Annotated in this window: 16 protein-coding genes and 2 pseudogenes; 4 read left to right on the top strand and 14 right to left on the bottom strand. The window is 67.0% G+C overall.

Annotated features, from left to right (window positions below; genetic code table 11):
• Positions 1–161: 161 nt before the first annotated feature.
• The gene (locus CKO28_RS22220) at positions 162–596 is read left to right on the top strand and encodes a hypothetical protein (RefSeq protein ID WP_200343087.1); all 435 of its coding nucleotides are present in this window, start codon (positions 162–164) and stop codon (positions 594–596) included.
• A gap of 274 nt (positions 597–870) precedes the next feature.
• Here CKO28_RS22220 and CKO28_RS22215 read toward each other — a convergent pair.
• Positions 871–1,257, bottom strand: a pseudogene (locus tag CKO28_RS22215) (transposase); the annotation flags it as partial.
• Here CKO28_RS22215 and CKO28_RS29445 point away from each other — a divergent pair.
• From CKO28_RS29445 to dhaK, 3 genes and pseudogenes are all read left to right on the top strand, one after another.
• Positions 1,138–1,653, top strand: a pseudogene (locus CKO28_RS29445) (ATP-grasp domain-containing protein); the annotation flags it as partial. The pseudogenes CKO28_RS22215 and CKO28_RS29445 sit on opposite strands and share 120 nt — an antisense overlap.
• Before the next feature lie 100 nt (positions 1,654–1,753).
• Entirely contained in the window at positions 1,754–1,987 is a 234-nt protein-coding gene (locus CKO28_RS28960) for an ATP-grasp domain-containing protein (protein WP_200343085.1), read from the top strand.
• Between the two features lie 304 nt (positions 1,988–2,291).
• Positions 2,292–3,284: a dihydroxyacetone kinase subunit DhaK gene (gene dhaK / locus CKO28_RS22200; protein ID WP_200343084.1), complete on the top strand. Its 993-nt coding sequence runs from the start codon at positions 2,292–2,294 to the stop codon at positions 3,282–3,284.
• An 18-nt stretch (positions 3,285–3,302) separates the two neighbouring features.
• Here dhaK and CKO28_RS22195 read toward each other — a convergent pair whose 3' ends face one another.
• The 13 genes from CKO28_RS22195 to CKO28_RS22135 form a co-directional block, all read right to left on the bottom strand.
• Positions 3,303–3,695, bottom strand: coding sequence for a hypothetical protein (locus tag CKO28_RS22195; protein ID WP_200343083.1), 393 nt, complete (start codon positions 3,693–3,695; stop codon positions 3,303–3,305).
• A 37-nt stretch (positions 3,696–3,732) separates the two neighbouring features.
• Positions 3,733–5,445 (bottom strand): phosphoenolpyruvate--protein phosphotransferase, encoded by a 1,713-nt coding sequence (gene ptsP, locus CKO28_RS22190; protein WP_437127648.1) that lies wholly within the window; start codon positions 5,443–5,445, stop codon positions 3,733–3,735.
• Positions 5,378–5,662: an HPr family phosphocarrier protein gene (locus tag CKO28_RS22185; protein ID WP_200343081.1), complete on the bottom strand. Its 285-nt coding sequence runs from the start codon at positions 5,660–5,662 to the stop codon at positions 5,378–5,380. Before CKO28_RS22185 ends, ptsP begins: the two co-directional genes overlap by 68 nt.
• A 40-nt stretch (positions 5,663–5,702) precedes the next feature.
• Positions 5,703–6,098 carry a dihydroxyacetone kinase phosphoryl donor subunit DhaM gene (gene dhaM / locus CKO28_RS22180; RefSeq protein ID WP_200343080.1) on the bottom strand — a complete coding sequence of 132 codons (396 nt, stop codon included), beginning with the start codon at positions 6,096–6,098 and terminating at the stop codon, positions 5,703–5,705.
• Positions 6,095–6,742 (bottom strand): dihydroxyacetone kinase subunit DhaL, encoded by a 648-nt coding sequence (gene dhaL / locus CKO28_RS22175; RefSeq protein WP_200343079.1) that lies wholly within the window; start codon positions 6,740–6,742, stop codon positions 6,095–6,097. Before dhaL ends, dhaM begins: the two co-directional genes overlap by 4 nt.
• Positions 6,732–7,847, bottom strand: coding sequence for an ATP-binding cassette domain-containing protein (locus CKO28_RS22170; protein WP_200343078.1), 1,116 nt, complete (start codon positions 7,845–7,847; stop codon positions 6,732–6,734). The genes dhaL and CKO28_RS22170 overlap by 11 nt, the downstream gene beginning before the upstream one ends.
• Positions 7,840–8,967, bottom strand: a complete 1,128-nt coding sequence (locus CKO28_RS22165; RefSeq protein ID WP_200343077.1) for an ABC transporter ATP-binding protein — start codon at positions 8,965–8,967, stop codon at positions 7,840–7,842. The genes CKO28_RS22170 and CKO28_RS22165 overlap by 8 nt, the downstream gene beginning before the upstream one ends.
• A gap of 4 nt (positions 8,968–8,971) precedes the next feature.
• On the bottom strand, positions 8,972–9,190 hold the full coding sequence (locus CKO28_RS22160; protein ID WP_200343076.1) for a hypothetical protein: 219 nt from the start codon (positions 9,188–9,190) through the stop codon (positions 8,972–8,974).
• The gene (locus CKO28_RS22155) at positions 9,187–10,137 is read right to left on the bottom strand and encodes a carbohydrate ABC transporter permease (RefSeq protein WP_200343075.1); all 951 of its coding nucleotides are present in this window, start codon (positions 10,135–10,137) and stop codon (positions 9,187–9,189) included. Before CKO28_RS22155 ends, CKO28_RS22160 begins: the two co-directional genes overlap by 4 nt.
• A gap of 41 nt (positions 10,138–10,178) precedes the next feature.
• Positions 10,179–11,129 (bottom strand): carbohydrate ABC transporter permease, encoded by a 951-nt coding sequence (locus CKO28_RS22150; protein ID WP_200343074.1) that lies wholly within the window; start codon positions 11,127–11,129, stop codon positions 10,179–10,181.
• 110 nt (positions 11,130–11,239) lie between these two features.
• On the bottom strand, positions 11,240–12,478 hold the full coding sequence (locus CKO28_RS22145) for an ABC transporter substrate-binding protein (RefSeq protein WP_200343073.1): 1,239 nt from the start codon (positions 12,476–12,478) through the stop codon (positions 11,240–11,242).
• A gap of 834 nt (positions 12,479–13,312) precedes the next feature.
• Positions 13,313–14,458 (bottom strand): transposase, encoded by a 1,146-nt coding sequence (locus CKO28_RS29205; protein WP_200343072.1) that lies wholly within the window; start codon positions 14,456–14,458, stop codon positions 13,313–13,315.
• A 340-nt stretch (positions 14,459–14,798) separates the two neighbouring features.
• The gene (locus CKO28_RS22135; RefSeq protein ID WP_242480735.1) at positions 14,799–15,179 is read right to left on the bottom strand and encodes a transposase; all 381 of its coding nucleotides are present in this window, start codon (positions 15,177–15,179) and stop codon (positions 14,799–14,801) included.
• Positions 15,180–15,499 lie beyond the last annotated feature (320 nt).

Raw genomic sequence — 15,499 nt, 5'->3', positions numbered from 1 at the left:
GAGGAATCGCTGACTGTACTCGATCTTTTTTTAAGCTTGTTGTCGGGATGCACTGCCACGGCTCGGCCTGGAAGGCATCGAGGGACTCAGTGTGCGCACGGACACACCCACCGGATCCGCAGCGCTCTACATTGGAGACGTCCCATGGAAGGAGACAGCCGATGCTGACTAAGCCAATCCGAAGAAGCGCCGTCTGGCTTGGGGTTCCCCTTGCAATGGCCCTCGCAATGCAACTAACCGCACCGCCAGCCTCGGCGGAGGACCTGACGATCCACTTCAACTCAAGACACTATGGCAAGAGCCATCATACCGACCGCCACCATTTCGAGCGCGAACACCATAGGCCTGGCCATGCTCATAGCCGCAGTCGGGACCGACATCGCAGCACTCATCAAAATAAAGGGCACCATTTTACTGAACGGCAGCATGAGCACGAAGGGCGTGACCTTTATTCATCGCGCAAATGCCGAACGGTGACGAAACAGGCGTACCAAAATGGGCGGCTCGCAAAGATCGCCGGAAAGCTGTGCTATGACCGCTACGGCAACCCCTACATCGTAAGAGGAAGCCGTCATGTGGTCAGTTACTACGACTAAAGATGCGCCCTGATAATGGCGGGTCATGACCGCTTTGGGTCAGCTCCCGAAGCGCGCTTACACGACGTCGTCGTCAGGTGTCGAGGGCATTCCGGCCGCCGACTCTTACGTGCTAACAGGCAGCCTCGGGTCGATGCTGTTGAAAAAGGGGCTCTGATGGACGGCCTTTCGGGCCGGTGCCGCAGAGTGGGGTCGAGGATAGGTCTTGGGGCGATGCTTCTCACGGCCTGTAGGAGTCCCTTCCAGTCATCCTGGGATCTATCTTCGGTGGCTCCTACATCGCCGAGGCCGGTTCAGGTGGTGGCGTTAGGCGCTTGGCCAGCCGGCTGAGGTTCTGAAGCGTTGCGGCGAGCAGAAACTTGTCGGTGGTGCCGGACAGGCCGCGTAGGCGCAAGCATTTGGAAGCCCATGTGCCGGTTGAGGTGAGCGAACATATATCGACCTTCTTGCGCTTGCGGGCCGACTGGCGAAACGTCTTTGTGCACGCCAAGGCGCGGGCATCGTCCCGGGCGTCTTCGTTGATGTCGCGCGTAACCTTGCGGTGGATAATGTTCGGGCCGCACTTGGGCTTCAGCGGATATGCTCGGCAATCCGGCATACTGGCGAGACACCGGTTGGTGTTGTCGGCCAGGACCTTGCCCGTGGTGCGCAGCATGTTGCCGGCCGGGCAGGTGTAGACATCGCGCTCGGGCTCTTAGGTGAACTCGCTGAGCGAGAACGCGACGTGGCGGTGTCGCCGTCCAGGCGCCCTGGCTTGAGGTCGAACCGGCGATGGGTGAGTAAGCCTGTGGTGCTGAAGACGGTACGCGGCGGCTACGTAGGCAAGGGCCACGTGACCATCGATCCGGAGACGGGCACCACGGCCGCCTCGGCCAAGTTGGCCGAAAGCGCGGACGAGCCGGTGGGTATCCTGGAGGCGTTCCTCGACTACGCGCTCGAGGCCTCGTTAATCGTGGCGCGCGCGGCGGACGGCGAGATCCGCAGCTACGCGCCGGTCGAGAACCGGCACGAGAACCACGTCCTGACCCGGACGATCGCGCCCGCCGAGCTGTCCCGGCTGGTCGCCTGGCAGGCGTGCGACGTGGCGCAGGCGGTGGCGCACGCGCTCGACCTCGTCCGTCATCGGGCTCGAGCTGGTCGTCACCCCCGAAGGCGAGGTGCTGGTCAACGAATACGCCCCGCGCCCGCACAACACCTGCCACTGGACGCTCGATGCCTGCCCCGCCTCGCAGTTCGGACAGTTCATACGCGCCATCGCCGGCTTGCCGCTGGCCAGCGGCGAGCGCCACTCGGACGCGGTGATGGACAGCCTGCTGGGCGACGACGCCGCCCGCTGGCTTGGCCTCGCCCGCGCCCCCTTATGCCCGCCTCCACCTCTACGGCAAAGCTGACGCTCGCCCGGGGGCGGAAGATGGGGCACGTGACGTGGCTAAAGCGGTTAAGCTCGTTTGACACAACCGCGTTATACGTGCGCGTGCGCCGCGGCCCTGACCCGAGGGCCTGTCCCTGCAAGGGATTCACCCTCTGCTCGCGCCCCGGTCTGATAGTCACAATTCGGGGCGCGCATACAGAGTCCCCGGCACTGGCCTTGCTGGCGATCCAGGTGCATTGCTTCCCGTGGGTTAACTTTCTAAACTGGTCAGTAAACTGGGCCGGCAGATAAGGCCAACGCCGACACCCTGGGGAGGAGCTGTCATGAAGAAGCTGATCAACACCCCGTCGGAGAGTGTTCGAGAGAGCCTCGAGGGCTTCGCACAAGCGCATCCGGACCGTATCAAATACGTTGCGGACCCGTGCTATCTCGTCCGCGCGGACGCTCCGGTCCAGGGAAAGGTTGCCCTCGTCTCAGGCGGGGGGAGCGGGCACGAGCCGCTGCACGCCGGCTTTCTAGGTCCCGGCATGCTGGATGCTGCCTGCCCTGGCCCCACCTTCACTTCGCCCGGCCCCGAACAGCCGCAGGCTGCGGCGAAAGCCGTCGACGCGGGTGCCGGCGTGCTGTTCATCGTCAAGAACTATTCCGGCGACGTCATGAACTTCGAGATGGCGGCCGAGATGCACGACAGCGAAAGCGCCACCGTGCTGGTCAACGACGACGTCGCCGTCGAGGACAGCTCGTTCACCTCCGGCCGGCGCGGGGTCGCGGGGACGGTCGGCGTCGAGAAGATCGTCGGCGCCGCGGCGGAGGCTGGGCAGGACCTGGCCTCGCTCAAGTCGCTCGGCGAGCGGGTGAACGCGCAGAGCGGCTCGATGGGCGTGGCGCTGACCTCTTGCACCATGCCGGAGACCGGCAAGCCCACCTTCGACTTGCCGGCCGACGAGATGGAGATCGGCATCGGCATCCACGGCGAGCCGGGCCGTCGGCGGGAAAAGCTCGCCGGCGCGGACGAGATCGCCCGAACCCTGCTGGAGGCGGTGATCGAGGACCTGAAGCCAGCCGGGGGTCAGCGCGTCCTGCTGCTGGTCAACGGTATGGGTGCCACGCCGCTGATGGAACTCAATCTGATGCACGCGGCCGCGCTGCGCGCGCTCGAGCCGCACGGGCTAGACGTGGCGCGCAGTCTGGTCGGGAACTACGTCACCTCGCTCGACATGGCGGGCTGCTCCCTCACCCTCACCCTGCTGGACGACGAGATGATCCGTTTCTGGGACGCGCCGGTGAACACCCCCGCCCTGCGCTGGGGCTGCTGAGGCGCCGCGTCCAGCGGGTCAGTCGTCCTTTCCGCGGGCGAGCGCGGCCGCGCGGCGGGCGAAGTCGCGAATGAGCTCCTCCAGATCCCGCTGCCGGTCAGCGTCCGCCAGCACTGGGACGTCGACGTGGAGGGTCTTGACGTAGCCCGGCCGCCCGGCGGCCACACCAGAGACGTGCTCGGGATGCGCCGCGGCGTAGAGCGCCAGAAAATCCTCGCGTTCGCTCTGCGAGAGCTGGCAGATGTCGAAGATGGCGTTCAAGTGGCGCGCAGGCACCGGCGTGGGGTCGGCCGGGTTGGTGATCTGGGAGACGAAGCTCTTGTGCGTACCCAGGACACGCGCGATGCGCAAGCGCGCGCCCGACGGGCGGCGGTCGAGGTAGTCCCGGAGCCGCTGCTTGTAGGCGGCCACACGATCCTGCCGCCTGTCGTTACGGGGCGTCCCAGTCCTAGGCGCCATTGCCTGACCGGGTACGGTGGCCAGCGACCGCGCGTTTGGTCCGTCCGACGGCGGCCGGCGGCACCGAGAGTGCCCGGACTTCCGCGTCCAGGAGGCACGGAATGCTCTCGGCGTCGCCAGCCGCCTCGCCGCACACGCTGCACTCGACGCCGCGCTGCCGGGCCGCCTCCGCGACCCGCGCGATCAGCTCAAGCACGGCCGAATCGCGGGCGTCCTGGAGCTGGGCGACCGCGTCGACATCGCGCGCCGCGGCCATGACGTACTGCACAAGGTCGTTCGTGCCGATCGAGTAGAAGTCGGCGTCGAAGTCAAAGGGACGTAAGGCGGCGGACGGCGTTTCTACCATAATGCCGAGCGGCGTGTCGGGCACGTCGATCCCTTCCGCGGCGAGGTCACGGCGCGCGTCCGCGAGCATCTCTCGCGCCGCGGCCAGCTCTCGCGGCAGTGTGACCATGGGCAGCAAAATCTTCAACGGGCCGTCGGCCGCCGCACGCAGCAGCGCGCGCAACTGCGTGCGGAACAGATCCGGCCGGGCAAGCGACAGGCGCAGCCCGCGCTGACCCAGGAACGGGTTGCTCTCGCCCGCCGGGGTTACCCCGGGCACAGGTTTGTCGCCACCGGCATCGAGGGTGCGAATCGTCACCGGGCGCCCGTCGGCCCACGCCATAATCCGACGGTAGGCCGCCAGCTGCGTCGCCTCGTCGGCCGGGCCGTCGCGGAACAGGAACTCCGTGCGCGTCAGCCCGATGCCGTCGCAAATCCCCGGGTCGGACGCGGCGAGCACGGCCGGGTCGTCGACATTCACGTACACGCGGACGGGGGTGCCGTCGGCTGTCGTGGCCGGCCGGGCGCTGTACGCGCGGTCGGCTTCGTCGGCCGCGGCGCGTTCGGACAGGCGTTCGTCGTAAGCCACGCGCGTCTGCTGGGAGGGGTCGACGATCAGCCGGCCATCGACGGCGTCAAGCACCGCCGGCACGTCGGCCGGCAGGTCGCGCAGCCCTTCGCCGAGGCCCGTGACCAGCGGCACGCCGCGGGCCCGCGCGAGCATCGCCACGTGGCTGGTTGCACTGCCGTGGATCAGGGCGGCTCCGCGCACCTGTGTCCAATCGATCTCTAGGAAGCACGACGGCGACAGCGTCTCGGCTATCACTACCGCCCGCTGTGGGACCTCGGTCGCGGCAGCATCGCCGCTGGCGAGCGCGCCCAGCACGCGCTGGCGCAGATCGCGCAAATCCTCCGCGCGCGCCTGGAAATACTCGTCCTCGTCCCTGGCGTAAAGGTCGATGAGCTCCCCGATCGCTGCTTCCCAAGCGGCCTGCGCGCCTGCGCCGCGGGCCAGCACCGGCTCCGCAGGCTCGAGCAGCTCCGGATCGTCCAAGAGCGCGATCTGAAAGCCCAGCACTTCACCGCCGAGATCGCCGGCGTTGTCGGCGCTCAAAAGCTCGAGCTCCCGACGGGCCTGCGCGACAGCCGCACTCAGGCGTTCGCGACCGTCCTCGGTCCCGGTCGCGGCGCTTTCGGCGTGCGGGTCTGGCCGCGCCGGATCCAGCCGGGCCAACGGCCCGATCGCCAGCCCGGGTGAGGCAGCCTGGCCAAGCAGGACCTGTTCGCCTGGACCACCCGGTGCGTCCGGGTCATTGCGTGTCGTCACCGAACCCCCGTTCGACCAGTCCCTTGAGCGCCGCCACGGCTTCGTCGGCATCGTCGCCTTCCGCGCGGAAGTGAAGGGTCTTGCCGGTCCGTGCCTTGAGCCGCATGACCTTGGAGACGCTCTTGGCGTTGATCCAGTCCCCGTCCGCCCCGACGCGAAGGCGTACGTTGCTCTCGAACCGCGACGCCAGCTGAGTCAGCTTCACAGCCGGGCGCGCGTGCAGTCCGATCGCATGGGTGAGTTCCTGCGCGCCTTCCGCGACCGCCATGTAAATCCAACCTCCTGTCGTGGCTCGCCGGCCCGAACCGTCAGCCGATGGCGTCCTCGGCGGCCTGCTGCACCTCTTGCAGTCCGCTGCCGGTGGACGCCTGCGTCGCTGCCATGACAGCGCCCTCGACTATGGCTGCGTTGCAGATGGTGAAACCGGCGCGCTTGTCTTCGGACAGCATCTCGATCGCCATTTCCGTGTTCATCTCGGCGCCGCCCAGGTCGACCAGCACGGCAACGCCAGCGTGTGTCCAAACGTCCTCTAGCATGGCCCGGATCGTCTCGACATCCGTGCCCAGACCGCCGTCGGCATTGCCGCCGCAGTAGCCGACGCGGACGTCGCTTCCAACCATCTGATGTACCATCGCCGCCGTGCCCCGGGCGATCTCCGGGGAGTGCGAGACGATCGCCACGGCGACCTGCGCCGGCGCGCTCATGTCCGGTCCTCCGCGAGGTCGGCGAGCGCGCCGATCAGCAGGCACGCTGAAGCAGCCCCCGGGTCCAGATGACCCGCGCTGCGCTCGCCCAGATAGGAGGCGCGGCCCTTGGTCGCGGTCATCGCGCGCGTGCTCTCCAGCGCGTTGTCCGCGCACGCCCGCAGACGGTGGGCGAGATCGGCGCGGTCGCCCTCGCCCGCGTCGACCGCCCGGTCGAGTTCGCGCTGCACGGGCACCAGGACGTCGAGCAGCGTCTTTTCGCCCGCCTCCGCGCGGCCGCGCTTCTTGACCATTTCCACGCCCTGGCCGAGCGCTTCGGCCAGCGTCGCCGGGTCGAGCGGCCGGCCGCCCAGCTGTCTGCCCATCATCATCAACAGACTGCCGTAAAGCGCGCCCGAGGCGCCGCCGACCTTGTTCGCCAGCGTCGTGCCCGCGCGCTGCAGCATCGCGCCCGTCGGCTGGTCAGCGAGCGTGTCGGCCTCGGCAGCGAGGGCATCGAAGCCGCGTTTCAGGTTGGTGCCGTGGTCGCCGTCGCCGATCGCGGAGTCCAGCTCCGTCAAGGTATCGGCCTCGGCCGCGATCGTGGCCACGCAGGCATCGATCGCCGCGCGATGCCAGGCGGGGGGTGTCGCATCAGCCGGCATTCCGGACTCCCGTGTCCGCTCTCTGGGACATCGGTCCAGCGCCGTGGCCGGCCGCGGTATTGCGGTCAGCGCCCCGGCGCACCCGCCGCCCGCGCGCGTCGAACAGCATGATCTTGTCGGGTTCGAAGCGCAGCGCAACGACGTCGCCGCGGCTGATCGCCTGGCCCGGGGTCAGAAGCGCCCGCAGCGTGTGGCCGTGCCAGTCGAAGACCGCGACGTCCTCGGGTCCCAGGCGTTCCACCTGCGTGACCGTCGCGTCCACGGCGGGCACCGAACCGTCGGCGGGCGCGTCGGCTGCGATCAGCGTGACGTCTTCCGGCCGCACCGCGCCGCTCGCGACACCCGGGGTGTCGAGCCCAAGCGCGTCTGCGGGCAGGAAATTGATCGCCGGCGCCCCCAACTGGTAGGCAACCACGGCGTCATCCGGGTCGTTGTAGATTTGCCTCGGCGTGTCGACCTGAAGCAGCCGGCCCTCGTGAAGCACGCCGATCCGGTCGGCCAGGGTCAGGGCCTCGACCTGGTCGTGGGTTACGTAGAGGATGGTGGCGCCGAGATCGACCTGCAGGTGCTTCAGTTCCACCCGCAGACCCTCGCGCAGTTTGGCGTCGAGCGAGGACAGCGGCTCGTCCATCAGGTAAACCGCGGGTTCGCGTACCAGCGCCCGGCCGATCGATACGCGTTGCATCTCCCCGCCCGACAGGCGTGTCGCCTGGTTGCCGAGCTTTGGGGTGATGTGGAGTTGCTCGGCGACCTTGCGCACGCGCCGGTCGATCTCCGCCTCCGCCATCCGCCGGGCCGGCGCGCGCAGGGGAAAGGCCAGATTGTCGTAGACGGTGTAGTGCGGGTAGAGCGAGAACTGCTGGAAGACGAACGCCACGTCGCGCTCCGCCGGCGCCGCGCGCGTGACGTCCTCGCCGCCGATCGTGACCCGGCCGCGCTCCGGCATCTCCAGGCCTGCGATCGTGCGCAGGGTCGTCGTCTTGCCCGCGCCCGTCGGTCCCAACAGGACGAAGAACTCCCCGTCGCCCACGCGCAGGCTGACGTCGTCCACGGCGACGGTCGCATTGTAGCTTTTGGTGATGGCGTCGAGGCCGATCTCAGCCACTGGCCGCCTCCTTCCGTGCGACGTGGATGTCGGGCCCGCCGGGGTGACTGTCGCTGGCGAGCGCGCGCTCGCTGTCGGGATCGAACAGGACCACGTGGGCCGGGTCGATCTCCAGGCCCACCGTCTCGCCGATCCGCAGCGGGTCGCGGTGGCTGGTGCGCACGTGCATGCGCCCGGCCGGCGTATCGACCGTGAGCAGCTGGTGGGAGCCCAGGTATTCCGCGCCGAACACGACCCCGCGCAGGCCGCCTTCGCTGGTCAGGCGTAGGTGCTCCGGCCGGATGCCCAGGATAGCGTGCCGGCCGGACAGACCCTCGCGCAGCGCAGGCATCCCGACCTCGACGTCGGCGACCCGCAGCCAGTCGGCGCTGGGGGCGATCTCGCCTTGGGCGTCGAGGAAATTCATCGCCGGCGCGCCCACGAAGCCCGCCACGAACTTCGTCGCCGGTCGGGCGTAGATCTCCATCGGCGGCGCGGCCTGCAGCACCACGCCCTGGTACATCACCGCGATCCGGTCGGCCATGCTCATCGCCTCGACCTGATCGTGGGTGACGTAGATCGTCGTGGCGCCGATCCGGTCGTGGAGCGCGCGCAGCTCCTCGCGCATCAGACTGCGCAGCTCGGCGTCCAGCGTGCCCAGCGGCTCGTCCATCAAGAACGCCTGCGGACGGCGGACGATCGCCCGGGCGAGCGCCACCCGCTGCCGGTCGCCGCCCGGCAGCGCGGAAATGCGCCGCGGCAGCAACGGCTCGATCTGGAGCAGGCGCGCGACCTCGTCGACGCGCTGCCGGACCGCGCGGCCGCTCATGCCCTGCGACTTCAGCGGATAGGCGATGTTGTCGCGGACGTTCATGTGTGGGTAGAGGGCGAACATCTGGAACACGAAGGCGATGTCCCGCCGGCCGGCGCGCAGCTGCGTCACGTCGCGTCCGCCGAGCGTGATTCGGCCCGACGTGGGCATTTCCAGCCCCGCGATCATGCGCAGCGTGGTCGTCTTGCCGCAGCCGGACGGCCCGAGCAGGGCGAAGTATTCCCCGTCGGCGATCGTCAGATTGGTGTTCTGCACCGCGACGAAATCGTCGAAACTCTTGTGCAGTTGGCTTAGCCCGATCTCCGCCATGGCGCTACTCCGGGAAGTGGCTGACCACGAGGTAGCCGAGCGTGCCGGCCAGGATGAACGTGAAGGAGTTGCTGTAGAGCCAAAGCGAAACCGGCTGGGTCATCATCACGACCCCGATCCCGATCAGTGTCATCGCCACCGGCTCCCACAACCCGCGGCGCAGAAGCCGGCGGATCGGGCCGCGCTCCAACTGCCCACGCCCGCGCTCGCGCTGCTGACTCATCGCCGAACGGCTCCGAAGGTGATGCCGGCCAGCAGGTACTTGCGCAGCAGCACGGTGAAGATCACCGCCGGCAGGATGAAAAGGGTGGCCGCCGCGCCGACCGCAGGCCAATCCTGGCCGCCCACACCGATGATCAGGGGGATGAACGGCGGGGCGGTCTGCGCGTTGCCGCTCGTCAGCAGGATGGCGAAGTTGTACTCGTTCCAGGAGAAGATCAGGCAGAAGATCGCCGCCGCGGCGATGCCGGCCTTGGCCTGCGGCAGCACCACCTTCACGAAGGCTTGCAGACGGGTGTAACCGTCGACCATCGCGGCCTCCTCGTATTCCCGGGGGATCTCGTCCATGAAGCCCTTCAGGATCCAGACCGACAGGCTGAGGTTCACCGCCGTGTAGAGGATGATCATCCCGAGGTGCGTGTCGTTCAGCCCGAGTTCCCGGTACATCAGGAAGACGGGGATGGCGATCGCGACTGGGGGAAACATCCGCGTCGACAGGATGAAGAACATCAGGTCGTCGCGCAGCGGCACCTTGAAGCGCGAGAAGGCGTAGGCTGCCAGCGCGCCGAAGAAGACCGACAGGAAGGTCGCGCCGAAACCGATGACCAGCGAGTTCAGGTAACGGTCGGCGAACCGCGAGGGACCCGTGATCACCATGTTGTCCTCGCGCACGATCTCCTGCCACCAGTGCTCCGCCGGCGGCAGGTCCTGCATGTACTCCTCCGTCTGCCGGGAGCGGTTGGTGAACAGGTGGACGTAGCCCTCCAACGTCGGATCGAAGACCACCTTGGGGGGATAGGCGATGGCGTCTTCGGTCGTCTTGAAGCTGGTCATGACGATCCAGGCCATCGGCACCACGGCGAACAGCGCGTAGAGCGCCACAAGGACGACCGCGACGCGCTTGCTCAGTCGCCCCGGTTCGACGATTGAATGCGCCTGTGCGGAGCCCATCCGCCGGCTCCTGGGCGGAGGGTCCTCCTGTGCGACGGCCGTCATCGCTCTTTCACCTTGGTCCAGAACTTTACGTAGATGTTCGCCGCGCCGAAGGTAGTGACGAACAGGATCACAGCGAAAGCGGCCGCGTAGCCGGTCCGCCACGTCTCGAACGCCTGGCGTTTCAGGAAGATGTTGGCAAGCTCGGTCGCCGAACCGGGCCCGCCCGAGGTGAGCTCCGCCACCATGTCGAACAGCTTGAAGCACTCGATCGAGCGGAACAGCACCGCGAGCATCAGGAACGGCAATACCATCGGCACGGTGATCGTCCAGAACTGCCGCCAGGAGGAGGCGCCGTCGACCTCCGCGGCCTCGTAGAGGTCCTGGGGCACCGAGCGCAGGCCCGCCAGGACGATCAGCATGATGAACGGCGTCCACATCCAGGTGTCGACCAGGATCAGCGCCCAGGGCGCCAGGTCGGCGTTGCCCAGCATGGTGAATTCGCCGACGTCGGCGAAGAAGTTGACGATGTAGTTGAAGATCCCGGACTGCGGCTGAAAGATGTAGGTCCAGAAGGTGCCGACGACCGCCTTGGACAGCATCATCGGCAGCGCGATCAGGGTGATGAACAGCCCGGCGCCCTTGAACTTGCGGTTCAGCAGCCAAGCCAGCCCGAACCCAAGGATCACCTGGATCAGCATCGCCCAGCCGACGAAGTGGGCGGTGTGCTGCATCGCCGCCCAAACATCCTCGCTGCCCAGCAGCCGGGCATAGTTCAGGTCGCCCACCCAGCGCACCGGGAAGCCCGGCATGTTGGCGCGGTAGTTCGTGAAGCTGAGATAGATGTTCCAGGCCAGCGGGAAGATGTTGATCGCCAGCAGAAGCAGCAGCGACGGCAGCACGAAGTAGAAGGCGAGCGCCCGGTCGGACAGACCACGCACCCGCTGGCGCGGGCCCGTGCCGCCACCGAGCCGCCGGATCGCCGGCGCTTTAAGGGAAACCTGGGTCATCTCGGAAACCGCCTGGATTGGACTACGCCGAATGAACGCGCGGCGTGGGGCCCGGCCGGGCCGCCCCTGGACGCTGAGCCAGGACGGCGGCCGGCCGGGCGCGCCGGCGCTCAGTACTTGCCGACCGACTGGAAGGTGAACTTCCAGTCCGTGATCAGATTATCCAGGGCCTCCTTGGCGGTGCCCTTGTCGGCGACGATGTAGTCGTGCATGCGCTTCTGGGTGGATTGCAGGAGCTGGGCGTACGTCGGCTCCTGCCAGAAGTCGCGGACGGTGCTCATGGCCGTCAGGAACTCCGAGGCGAACGGCGCGGAGTCCTTGAACCAGGGCGCGTTCACCACCGCCTTGTGCACCGAGTAGCCGCCGAGCTTCCACCACCGCTTCTGGACCTCCGGCTGTGCGAACCACTTGATGTACTCGAGCGCCATGTCCTGCTTGTCGGAATACTTGACGACCGAGATGCCCTGTCCGCCCAGCACCGACGCGCGCGGCTTGTCGCCGTGGGTCGGGTTGACGAAGTAGCCCGACGTGTCGCCGCCGACCCGGTCGTTCTTGTGGATGCCCGGGAAGAACGCGAAGAAGTTCATCTGCATCGCCACCTGGCCGGACTTGTAGGCGTCCAGATTAGCGGTCATGTAGGCGTTGGAGTGACCGGGCGGGGTGCAGCACTCGTAAAGCTTCTTGTAGAACTTGACGGCTTCGACGGCCTTGTCCGAGTTGACGTACCCGTCCATGCGGTAATCGTTGTTCGGATCGTCGTACTCGAAGCCCCAGGCGTACAAGGCGTTGGTGACGCCCATCGTGATGCCCTCGGAGCCGCGCTCAGTGTAGAGGGCAATGCCGTAGCGCTTCTTGCCGTCGATTGTCCGGCCCTGAAAGAACTGGGCGACGTCCATCAGCTCCTGCCAGGTCTTGGGCACGCCCAGCTCGTAGCCGTACTCCTGTTCGAACGACTTGCGGATCTCCGGGCGCTGGAACCAGTCCTTGCGGTAGACGTAGCCAACCGCGTCGCCCATCGCCGGCAGCGCCCAGTAGTTGTCGGTTCCCTTCGGCCACGTGGCATAGTTGTACACCGCCGCGTCCAGAAACCGGTCCATGCTGATCTCTTCTTCGCTAAAGAAGTCGTTCAGCTTAACGTAGTGCCCGAACTCCGCGCCGATGCCGAGCCACTGGCTATCGCCGATGATCAGGTCGCACAGGTCGCCCTGCGAGTTGAGAACGGTCAGAAAGCGATCGGCATAGTTCGTCCAGGGGACGAACTCGTAGTTCATCTCGATGCCGGTCTCTTCGGTGAAATCCTTGGACAGCTGGCGCAGGGCGTTGGCCGGATCCCACGATGCCCAGCACAAGGTCAGCGACTTATCCTGAGCGCGCGCCGGCTCCGCCGTCGTCCCAGCAACTGCGACTGTTGCGAAAAGCCCAGCGGCCAATACGGCCGCGAACCGTCGAACCATGACTACCTCCCCAAGATCATCTTTATAGCAGCGCCGTCGGACGACGCCATTCGGACCGGATCGGGCTTCTTCGGCCCCTTGGTCCGGTCGGCGTGGGGCGCGTATTGCAAACGGGCCACCTAACCGGTCCGGTCTAGTAACCAGTTTACCTACTGAACCAACGCCGTCAACTCTCGTTTTGCGACCGGGCCGCGCCTCTCGGTCCAGACACCGCCGTACCGCCAATAACGCTTGTCAATCAGCACAGGGTCACGATCCGATGCCGATCGGCGCTGCACAAGCTACTGAAATCCCAAATTTGAGGGGTTCCGGCCGAGCGCCGGTTCACACCAACCCAATCCTATCCCTCTGCGCCGTCCGAACTTCGGCTCCGGGTCATCCCTCGCCGATCCGCATCGCACAGGCTGCGTCTGGTGTAGAAGGTACTCCTGCCGACCGGCCAACGGCCCTAACTGTCAACCCGGCCGCGCGAGATTGCCTGCGCCAACCGACGCCCAGAACCTGCTGATGTTACAGGCTGGAAGCATAATCTCGCATGATCTGAACCAGGCATCTGTGGGCTGCGAACGGGTCGTAAGGCAGGCCGGATGTGTCCGTTGCGGCGGTGATCGAAACTTCCGTTAAAGAGCCTGTTGTTGAATAGCCCCGAGCGCGCCGCAGGGTGGGCGTGACGTCGGGGGCGAGCCGCGGGACGCAGCCAGGCCGTCCTATTCTTCGCCTTTCCGGGCGTTATCCGGGGCGTTTTCTCGCCCCTTCGTTGGTATTCGCCGCCCGCTGGACAGACTCCCGGTGCAGTTTGCGTAAGTTGTAGACGGCGGCGTCCAGATGCCACTCGCCGCGGCAGGCATCCAGCCCACGCATGGAGAACCGGCCGGCGCCCTGGCTGTCCTTCATGTGCCCGAACACGGGCTCGACCGTCTGGCTGCGCTGGGCGTAGACCGCCCGCCCGCGCTTGGTCCGGAGCTTGCGGTCCATGCGCTCGCGGGCGGAGATGTTTTTCGGGATCCGACCGCGCGGCGGTGGGGCGTCGCGCAGCTCCGCACGCTGCTCATGGTCCTTCTTCGTCGCGATGAACAGCTCGCGGCCAGGCTGCTCGGCCTTCACGTTGTCTTGGGACCAGTAGCCGGCGTCCGCGACGACGGTGCCCAGCTCGGCGTCCGCATCGCGCGCCACGGCGGCGTTCCCCTCCGCCTGCGCCAGCATGCCGCCGAGCTGCTGGACGTCGTTCGCCGCGTTGGTGATGTCGGCGGCGAGGATGATCTGATCGCGCGTCACCACGGCCTGGGCGTTGTAGCCCTGCACCCAGCCCCGGCGGGTCTTCATGATCCCGCTATCGGGATCGGTCGGATTGGCGACGGCCTTCGGATCGACGCTGTTATCCGGCGCCTTTGGCTTGCGGCCGCGCTTGCGCTTGCCGCTGGCCTGCTCCTCGGCCGCCCGGGCGTCCAGCTTCGCCTGCTGCTGCGCCGCCTGCGCCTCGGCGTCCTGCTGAAGGCGCTGCTGGCACGCCTTCAACCGCGCCAGGCGGTCCTGGCGGTTTCGCAGCTCCGCGGGGACCTCGTCGCCGCGCTCGGCGCCGTACCGGTCGTCCTCCTGCTGGTCGGTGGTCTCGGCCTCGTCCATCATCCGCTTGATCTGCGCGTCGATGCTCTCCGCCGTCCGGTTGGCATCCAGCGCCGCGTTCGCCTGCACCTTGGTGCCGTCGAGCGCGACCAGGCCCAGCCGCACCAGTCCAGCCTCATGGCACATCTTCAGAACGTGCCGGAACACCTCCGCCATGCGGGCGCTGTGGCGCCGACGGAAGCGCGCGATCACCGTGTGATCCGGCACCTGCTCGCCGACGATGAAGCGGTAGCCGGCGTCCCGCTCGCACAAACGCTCGATCTTGCGGCTTCTCTATCGCGGCGGTGGATGTCAACACGGCTCGCACTTGGGTGGTGAAGACTCCGCAAGGGGTCATGCTTCTCTCCGTGGTCGGTGCGGCGACCGCCACATGATGGGATCGGAGGAGTCCGACGGGCCAATCTAAAGCGCGGGGTCAAAAAGCCCCAAGCCGCAAGGCGGCCTCATCGCACTCTCGCCCCCTGCGGGGACCTTCTCTCCGCCTTCAGCGGAAACCTGTTGTGTTCGCTTGGTGCCTACATGATCGCTGGCTTCCGTCCTCGAGTTTGTCAGCTACGGCCGCAGCCTGCCGGGTGCCTGCCGTACGGCAGTATCACGCGGCCGTCCGCTGCCACTGGAAGGTCGTGCCGTCGCACCACATCCGGTGCAGCACCTCGGCCAGGCGGCGCGCCAGCGCGACCTTCGCCTTTTCCATGCCGCGGCGCTTTGCGATCTCCATCGCCCAGGCCTTCAACCACGACCACTTCTTCGTGTTGTTCAATGTGGCGTTCGCAGCTTCGTACAGGTGCTCCCGGACCGAGCCGTCGCCGCATTTCGAGATCCGGCCGTCGTAGGCAATCTCGCCGGCCTCGTAGCGCGACGGCGTCAGCCCGAAGCGCGCGCCCACCGACTTGGATTTGGCGAAACGCTGCGGCTGGTCGACGCCGGCCTTGAAGCTCAGCGCGGTGAGTTCGCCCACGCCCTGGACGGTCATGAACAACCGGCAGATCTCGTCCTTCTTCGCCAGGCGACGGACCTGCCGGTCCTGCTCCTTGAACTGTTTGCGCAGCTCGGCGAGCGCCTCGAGTAACGGCTCGATCGCTTGCTGCAGCGCCGGCTCGCTGACGATCAGCTGGCGGACCTTCGCGGCGAACGCGTCGCCGGAGACATCGCCGACCTTCAGGCCGAAGTTCTTGAGATGGGGTATCGCGGCGGGGCCACTCTCTCAGATGTTGAGGAGAGGGTGGCGGCCCTCCGAGAGTGTTAGTACGAGCTCCATGTTGCGGGCTCAAACATTCAAGGAAAGGAGGACCG

The organism is Rhodovibrio sodomensis (assembly GCF_016583645.1).
Classification (GTDB): domain Bacteria; phylum Pseudomonadota; class Alphaproteobacteria; order Kiloniellales; family Rhodovibrionaceae; genus Rhodovibrio; species Rhodovibrio sodomensis.
This window is presented reverse-complemented; position numbering and strand designations above follow the sequence as displayed.